At 66.6% G+C, this 7,483-nt stretch carries 8 protein-coding genes; 7 read left to right on the top strand and 1 reads right to left on the bottom strand.

The genetic code is table 11. From position 1 onward, the window contains the following. The 7 genes from FUT88_RS19005 to FUT88_RS18975 all read left to right on the top strand — a co-directional run. Window positions 1-1,344: biotin/lipoyl-containing protein (locus FUT88_RS19005; protein ID WP_147217437.1), on the top strand; the 1,344-nt coding region annotated here is incomplete at its 5' end. A 108-nt stretch (window positions 1,345-1,452) separates the two neighbouring features. Beyond that, the gene (locus FUT88_RS19000; protein WP_147217435.1) at window positions 1,453-2,394 is read left to right on the top strand and encodes a 2-hydroxyacid dehydrogenase; all 942 of its coding nucleotides are present in this window, start codon (window positions 1,453-1,455) and stop codon (window positions 2,392-2,394) included. Window position 2,395: 1 nt separating this feature from the next. Beyond that, the gene (locus FUT88_RS18995) at window positions 2,396-3,325 is read left to right on the top strand and encodes a hydroxymethylglutaryl-CoA lyase (RefSeq protein WP_147217433.1); all 930 of its coding nucleotides are present in this window, start codon (window positions 2,396-2,398) and stop codon (window positions 3,323-3,325) included. Between the two features lie 20 nt (window positions 3,326-3,345). Then, window positions 3,346-3,846 (top strand): YbaK/EbsC family protein, encoded by a 501-nt coding sequence (locus FUT88_RS18990; protein WP_147217431.1) that lies wholly within the window; start codon window positions 3,346-3,348, stop codon window positions 3,844-3,846. Between the two features lie 10 nt (window positions 3,847-3,856). After that, on the top strand, window positions 3,857-4,123 hold the full coding sequence (locus FUT88_RS18985) for a DUF1289 domain-containing protein (RefSeq protein WP_147217429.1): 267 nt from the start codon (window positions 3,857-3,859) through the stop codon (window positions 4,121-4,123). A gap of 12 nt (window positions 4,124-4,135) precedes the next feature. Further along, window positions 4,136-5,089 (top strand): MBL fold metallo-hydrolase, encoded by a 954-nt coding sequence (locus FUT88_RS18980; protein WP_147217427.1) that lies wholly within the window; start codon window positions 4,136-4,138, stop codon window positions 5,087-5,089. 61 nt (window positions 5,090-5,150) lie between these two features. Further along, window positions 5,151-5,828 (top strand): TetR/AcrR family transcriptional regulator, encoded by a 678-nt coding sequence (locus tag FUT88_RS18975; protein WP_147217425.1) that lies wholly within the window; start codon window positions 5,151-5,153, stop codon window positions 5,826-5,828. A gap of 6 nt (window positions 5,829-5,834) precedes the next feature. Here the strand turns inward: FUT88_RS18975 and FUT88_RS18970 are convergent, their stop codons facing one another. Continuing rightward, window positions 5,835-7,424 (bottom strand): AMP-binding protein, encoded by a 1,590-nt coding sequence (locus FUT88_RS18970; RefSeq protein WP_147217423.1) that lies wholly within the window; start codon window positions 7,422-7,424, stop codon window positions 5,835-5,837. Between the last annotated feature and the right edge of the window lie 59 nt (window positions 7,425-7,483).

Raw genomic sequence — 7,483 nt, 5'->3', positions numbered from 1 at the left:
GATTGCTCGGTGCAGCGCCGCCACCAGAAGGTGCTGGAAGAAGCCCCGGCGCCAGGCATGACACTGGAGCGCCGCCGCGCGATGGGCGAAGCCGCCGTGGCTGCCGCGCGCGCCGTGGGCTACGTGGGCGCCGGCACGGTCGAATTCATCGTCGACGAAGACGGCACGTTCTACTTCATGGAGATGAACACGCGCCTGCAGGTCGAGCACCCGGTCACCGAAATGATCACGGGCGAAGACCTCGTCGAATGGCAATTGCGCGTGGCCGCCGGCGAGCCGCTGCCGCGCAGGCAGGACGAACTGCACATCCACGGCCACGCGCTGGAAGCACGCATTTACGCTGAAAACCCTGACCGCGATTTCCTGCCCTCCATCGGCACGCTGAAGGTGTTGCGCACGCCGGCAGCGGTGGAGTTCACCGTCGGCGCGCAAGCCAATGGCGAACCCGCCGCTGTGCGCATCGACGCTGGCGTGCGCGAGGGCGACGCCATCAGCCCGTACTACGACCCGATGATCGCCAAGCTGATCGTCTGGGGCCGTGACCGTGACGAAGCGCTCGCGCGCATGCTGCAGGCGCTGGGCGGCTTCCACCTGGTGGGGCTGTCGTCCAACGTGGCATTCCTGCGCCGGCTTGTTGCATCGAAGCCGTTTGCGACCGCCGATCTGGATACCGGCCTGATCGCGCGCAATCACGACACGCTGTTCCCCGCCGCACCGGACGTGCCGCAAGACGCCATCGCCCTGGCCGTGGCAGCGTTGCTCGCCCGCGAGGCGCGCAGCCTGCGCACCGACACGCGCGACCCGCATTCGCCGTGGGCACGCGGCAGCGGCTGGCGGCTGAACGGTGCTGCTGAGCGCACGCTGCGTTTCACGCATGGCGATCAGTCCATCGACGCGACCCTCATCTACGGCCGCGACGGCTCGCGGCTGAAAGCTGGCGGCAGCGAAGCGCCCTTCACCTCGCAGCGCCATGCCGAGACCTTCACCGTCACCCTCGGCACGCACAAGGCGACCGGCCAGGTGCATGCCGATGGCGATGCGTTCCACGTCTTCACCGGTGGCGCGCACTGGACGCTCGAGCGTCACGATCCGCTCGCCCATGCGGGCGAAGCGGACGACGAAGGCGGCAAGCTGACGGCGCCGATGCCAGGCAAGGTCATCGCCGTGCTGGCCGCGCCCGGGCAGACCGTCACCAAGGGCGCGCCGCTGGTCGTCATGGAAGCCATGAAGATGGAGCACACGCTCACCGCACCGGCCGACGGCGTCGTCGAATCCGTGCTGTATGGCGTGGGCGATCAGGTGACGGAAGGTGTGCAGCTGCTGGCGTTCAAGCCGGCGGAATGACGCCCGAATGACCGTCGAATAACGCTAGAGGGGGCCGCCACACGCCTTGGCGGCCCCTGCTACACTGCTTGACGTATACGTCAATCACCCGCACTGAAGTCGCCCCACATGCACATCCAGATCTACACGCCCGACGGCAAGCCCCAACCCTGGCTCGATGGTTTTGCGCAGGCACTGCCCGAGGCGCGGCTGTCGGTGTGGGAGCAAGGTGCGGCGCAGGATGCTGACTACGCCGTGGTGTGGCAACCGCCCGCCGACATGCTGCGCGATCGCCGCGACCTGCGCGCGGTATTCAACCTCGGTGCGGGCGTCGATGCGATCCTGGGCCTGCGTGCGCAATCGCCCGATGCGATTCCCGAGGGCCTGCCGATCGTGCGGCTGGACGACGCCGGCATGGCCGCGCAGATGGGCGAGTACGTCACGCACGCCGTGCTGCGCTTTTTCCGTCGGCTCGACGAATACGAGCGTCAGCAGCAAGCGAAGATGTGGCGCTTCCTCAAGCCGTTCAACCGCGACGAATTCGTCGTCGGCGTGCTCGGCCTGGGCGTGCTGGGCACGCACATCGCCAAGACGCTGGCAGGCTTCGGCTTTCCGGTGCGCGGCTGGAGCCGCTCCGCCAAGCACGTCGATGGCGTCGATTGCCGCGCGGGCAGCGATGCCCTGCCGGGCTTTCTCGCCGGCACGCGGGTGCTGGTGAACGTGCTGCCGCTGACGGCCGACACCGAAAACGTGATCGACGCGAAACTGCTGGCTCAACTCGCGCCGGGCGCGTTCGTCGTCAACGTGGCGCGCGGCAAGCATGTGGTGGAAGACGACCTGCTGGCCGCGGTGCGCAGCGGGCATGTTGCCGGCGCCGCGCTCGACGTGTTCCGCACCGAGCCGCTGCCTGCCGACCACCCTTTCTGGACCGAACCGCGCATCCACATCACGCCGCACATTTCGGCGCTGACACTGCGCGAGGTCAGCATTGCCCAGATCGCGCGCAAGATCCGCGCGCTGGAAGCGGGCGAGCCGATTGCCGGCATCGTCGATCTGCAACGAGGGTACTGAGATGAGCATGCCGAATTTTGTGAAGGTGGTCGAGGTCGGCCCGCGCGATGGTCTGCAGAACGAGAAGTCGCCGGTCTCGACGGATACCAAGGTCGAGCTGGTGAACCGGCTGTCCGACGCCGGCTTCGTCAATGTGGAAGCCGCCTCGTTCGTGTCGCCCAAATGGGTGCCGGCGATGGCCGATGGCGCCGACGTGATGGCGCGCATCCAGCGCCGGCCGGGCACGCTGTACTCCGTGCTCACGCCCAACATGAAGGGCTTCGAAGGCGCGGCCGCAGCGGGCGCGGATGAGATCGTGATCTTCAGCGCCGCCAGCGAGGCCTTTGCGCAGAAGAACATCAACTGCTCGATTGCGGAATCGATCGAGCGCTTTGTGCCGGTGGCCAAGGCCGCCAAGGATGCAGGCATTCGCGTGCGCGGGTCGATCTCCTGCTCGCTGGGCTGCCCATATCAGGGCGAGGTGCCGGTGTCGTCGGTGGTGGATGTCATCAAGCGCATGGCCGATCTGGGCTGCGACGAGATCGACATTGCCGACACCATCGGCGTGGGCACGGCCGGGCAGGTGAAAACCGTGATGGAAGCCGCCGCGGCGACGTTCCCGATCGACCGCCTCTCGGGCCATTTCCACGACACGTACGGCCAGGCGCTGGCCAACATCCTTGCCAGCCTGGAAGTCGGCATCGCGATCTTCCACGCGTCGGTGGCGGGGCTGGGCGGCTGCCCGTATGCAAAGGGCGCGACCGGCAACGTCGCCACCGAAGATGTGCTGTACCTGCTGCACGGCCTGGGCATCCGCACCGGCATCGACCTCGACAAGGTCGTGCTTGCGGGTGACTTCATCTCGCAGGCCATCGGCCGCCCGACTGCCTCGCGTGCGGGCCGCGCGCTGCTGCTCAAGCTGCAGGACCAGATCGCCCAGGCCTGCATCTGAAACCATCCAGAAACACGACGATGACAGCTATCGATACGAACGCCCCCCTGCCGGAATCCGCCCAACGCGTGGCCGACCACCTCCGCACGCTCGGCTACGAAAAAGCCATCGTGATGCTGCCGGCCACCGGCAAGACCTCCGCCGAGGCGGCTGCCGGTCTGGGCTGCTCCGTGGCCGAGATCGCCAAGTCGATCATCTTCCGTCGCGCAGAAGACGACGTGCCGGTGCTGGTGATCGCCAGCGGCACCAATCGTGTCGACGAGGCAAAGGTTTCCGCACACGTGGGCGCGCTCGCCAAGGCCGATGCGAAGTTCGTGCGCGAGAAGACCGGTTACGCCATCGGCGGCGTGTGCCCGGTCGGCCATGCGGTCAAGCCCGTGATGCTGCTCGACCAAGACCTGTTCCAATACGACAGCGTGTGGGCCGCGGCCGGCCACCCGCATGCCGTGTTCAACCTTACATCCGCCGAGCTGGAAGCGATGACCGGCGCGCCCGTGGCCGACATCGCCCAGCGCGACTGATCGCACGAGCATGGACGCCTGCACCCGCGCGCAACTGAAGCTCTCGCTCGGCAAGTTGCGCAACAGCCACCAGCAGGCGGAGCATGCGCAGCCGGTGTCGTCGCCGTGCATCAGCGTCTGCAAGATGGACGACGCGCGCGGCCTGTGCATCGGCTGCATGCGCACGATCGACGAGATTGCCGCGTGGTCGACCATGAACGACGCGGCTCGTCTGGCCGTGTGGAAAACCTTGCCCGAGCGCGCCTGCGCCTGGCTCAACGACGCGCCCTGCGCCTGACTGCCCATCACCATGGCCGAACACGACATCGTCACCCTTCCGGATTCGATGCGCGTGTTCGAGCGCGGCTGGCTGTCGTCCAACAACATCCTGTTCTTCGATGACGAAGCGCACGGTGGTTGCGCGCTGGTCGACACCGGCTATCTCACGCACGCCACGCAAACGGTGGCGCTGGTGCAGCACGCGCTGCAAGGCAAGCCGCTGCGCCGTCTGCTGAACACGCATCTGCATTCCGACCACTGCGGCGGCAACGCAGCGCTGCAGGCCATCTACGGCAGCCACACGCGCGTGCCCGCCGCGCAGATCGACGACGTGCGCCGCTGGGATACCGACGCCCTCAGCTACGGCCCCACGGGCCAGGAATGTGCACGCTTCACGCTGCCCGAAAACGATGCCGACGCAGCCCTGGCCGACGGCATGACCGCGCGACTGGGCGGCTTCGACTGGCCGGTCATCAGCGCACCCGGGCATGACCCGCACGCGGTCATTCTGTTCAGTCCCGACACGCGCGTGCTGATCTCGGCCGACGCCCTGTGGGAACGCGGCTTCGGCGTGATCTTTCCCGAGCTGGAAGGCGAAAGCGGTTTTGCCGAGCAGCAGGCCATTCTTGAGCGCATCGCGCAACTCGACGCGCGCGTGGTGATCCCCGGACACGGCCGGCCGTTCACCAACGTCAATGCCGCGATTGACGCTTCGCTCGGGCGGCTGGGCTATCTGCGCGCCGACCCCGAGCGCAACGCGCTGCACGCCATTCGTGTGCTGGTGAAGTTCAAGCTGCTTGAACAGCAGGCGCTGTCGCGCGACGCGCTGTTCGCGTGGTTCACACAGACCACGCTGATGCCGCGCTTGCAAGCGCGCTTCTTCGCGAGCCAATCGATGGAGACGCTGCTGGATGCCGCGATTGCGGCGCTGGTCAAGGCAGGCGCCGCCACCGTCGAACACGGCCGCATCCTGAACCGCGATTGACGTGCCGCGCGGTGGTGATGCCCCGCTACAATGCATCGACGCCTCTTCTCCTGCCCAGGGCATGCCGAAACCCGCCACACCCAACCCGCCCGAATCTGCCGCCGACACCGCCTCTGAAGCCGAAGCACCGCGCCGCAAGCGCGGCCGCCCCGCACAGGATGCCAACGAGGGCTTGCGCCGCGCGCTGATCGAGCAATCGGCCAGGCTGTTCCGCGAGAAGGGCTACGGCAACACCACGGTGCGCGACATTGCCGCCGCCACGGGCGTGCATGCAGGCAGCTGGTTCTATTACTTCAAGACCAAGCAGGACATCCTGCAGGCGGTGATCGAACACGGCCTGACCGTCGCGCTGGCCGACATCGAAGCCATCGATATCGACCACCTGCCGCCGCGCGAGGCCATGCGCCAACTTGTGCGCGCACACCTCTACACGCTGCTCGCGCCGAACCAGGATTTCATTCCGGTGATGCTGTACGAATGGCGCTCGCTCGATGCGCAGGCACAGGAACGCATCATCGCGCTCAAGGATCGGTACGAAGACATCTGGACGCGCGTGATCGATCGACTGCGGGCCTCGGGCGAATGGGCCCAGCCGACGCCCGTCGATCGGCTGCTGATGTTCGGTGCGCTGAACTGGACGGCGCAGTGGTATCAGGCCGGCGCGGGCATCAGCATCGATGCGCTGGCCGATCAGGCGGTGCTGTTCATCCTGCGTACGCCGCCCCAGCCGGCGGCTTAGCGCTCCTTAACGCGCATCGCCCTCGAACAGCGTCTGGTTGGCAGTGCGCAGCACGTGCTTCTGGATCTTGCCGGTCGCAGTCATGGGCAGCTTTTCGACCACGGCAATGTGTTTTGGTACCTCAAAGCCACCGAGATGCGCCCGACAATGCGCCTGCAGCGCGGCGGCATCGGCCTGTGCATCGGGCTTGAGGCAGACAAACGCCGCCACCGCTTCCACCCAGTGCGCGTGCGGCAAGCCGACCACTGCGGCATTCGCCACGGCCGGGTGCCGTAGCAACACTTCTTCCACCTTGACCGAAGGGACGTTCTCGCCGCCGGTCTTGATCATGTCCTTGATGCGGTCCTTGAACTGAAGCTGGCCGTCGGCATCCCACATGCCGAGGTCGCCCGTGTGGTGCCAGCCGAAGCGGCGCGCATTGGCCGTCGCCTGCGGGTCCTTGTAATAACCGAGCATGACGTTGGGGCCGCGGTGCACGATCTCGCCCAGTTGGTTCGGACCGAGCAGATTGCCTTGATCGTCCATCACCGCTGCTTCGTTCACCATGCACGGCTGGCCCCAATAGTTGCCGGTGCGCTGCAGTTGCTGGTCGGGCGCGAAGTACATCGTCATCGGGAAAATCTCGGTCTGCCCGGAGCCGAGGGCAAAGTTGGGGCACACCTCGGCAATCAGGCGTTCGAGCAGCGGCTTGGCCATCGGCGCCATCGCATAGAGGCACAGGCGCAGGCTGGAAAGGTCCCGCTGTACACGCAGCGGATGGTGCAGCAACGCGTCGTACATGAGCGGCAGGCCGAACAGTTGCGTGATGCGCTCGTTCGCAATCGCATCGAGCAGCGCAGTCGGATCAAAGCCGCGCTGGACGACAAGCGTGGCGCCCACCATCATCGCGGACGCGGCCGTCGCAAACTGCGCGCAGTGGAACATCGGCAGCAGGCACGAGAACACGTCGGTCTCGTTCAGATTCAGGCTGGCGACGTTGGACATCAGCGCGGCATGCACCGAGCGGTGTGAGTGCATGGCACCCTTTGGCCGCCCGGTCGTGCCGCTGGTGTACACGATGAGCGCGAGATCGCGGTCGTCGATCACCACGGCGGGCAGCGTATCGGCGTGGCCTTGCCACGCTTGCTCCACCGTTTGCGGCCCGTCGGCAACCACCGGTTCACCGAAGCATTGGTGCGCTGGGAGCCCGAGCGCCGCCAGCGTGTCGCGCAGCGCCGGGTACAGCGCCGCGTCGATCACCACGTGCCGCGCCTCGGCATGTTCGAGGATGTAGCGCACATCCTCCGGCCCGAGCATCGCGTTGATCGGCACCCACACCAGCCCCGCCTTGAGAATGCCGTACGCGGCCACCAGGAACTGCGCCGAGTTGCCACACACCATCGCGACCTTGTCGCCGGGCTTGAGGCCACTTGCAAGCAGCGCATGCGCATAGCGATTGCTGTCTGCATTGAGTTCGCCATGCGTCATGCGGCGCGGGCCGTCCACCAGCGCGACCTTCGCGCCGAACTTGCGTGCACTGCGATGCAACGTGTCGCCCAGCGCCACCCGGCTCAGCAGGTTGGCTTCAAGCGTGGTGTCTGGCGTGGCTTCGGACATGGGACGTCTCCTGTGGACTGTATGGACCGCATTGACCGCACGAACTGCACGAATTGCAT

The organism is Ralstonia sp. TCR112 (genome assembly GCF_007997035.1).
Lineage (GTDB): Bacteria > Pseudomonadota > Gammaproteobacteria > Burkholderiales > Burkholderiaceae > Ralstonia > Ralstonia edaphi.
Note: the sequence above shows the minus strand (reverse complement) of the source record. Positions and strands in the feature narration are given on the sequence as shown.

What these genes read in the sequence shown, in the direction of transcription:
- FUT88_RS18985 (WP_147217429.1), top strand. Translation starts at nt 3,857, where the DNA reads ATGGACGCCTGCACCCGCGCGCAACTGAAGCTCTCGCTCGGCAAGTTG.
- FUT88_RS18975 (WP_147217425.1), top strand. Translation starts at nt 5,151, where the DNA reads ATGCCGAAACCCGCCACACCCAACCCGCCCGAATCTGCCGCCGACACC.
- FUT88_RS18995 (WP_147217433.1), top strand. Translation starts at nt 2,396, where the DNA reads ATGAGCATGCCGAATTTTGTGAAGGTGGTCGAGGTCGGCCCGCGCGAT.
- FUT88_RS18980 (WP_147217427.1), top strand. Translation starts at nt 4,136, where the DNA reads ATGGCCGAACACGACATCGTCACCCTTCCGGATTCGATGCGCGTGTTC.
- FUT88_RS18990 (WP_147217431.1), top strand. Translation starts at nt 3,346, where the DNA reads ATGACAGCTATCGATACGAACGCCCCCCTGCCGGAATCCGCCCAACGC.
- FUT88_RS19000 (WP_147217435.1), top strand. Translation starts at nt 1,453, where the DNA reads ATGCACATCCAGATCTACACGCCCGACGGCAAGCCCCAACCCTGGCTC.
- FUT88_RS18970 (WP_147217423.1), bottom strand. Translation starts at nt 7,424, where the DNA reads ATGTCCGAAGCCACGCCAGACACCACGCTTGAAGCCAACCTGCTGAGC.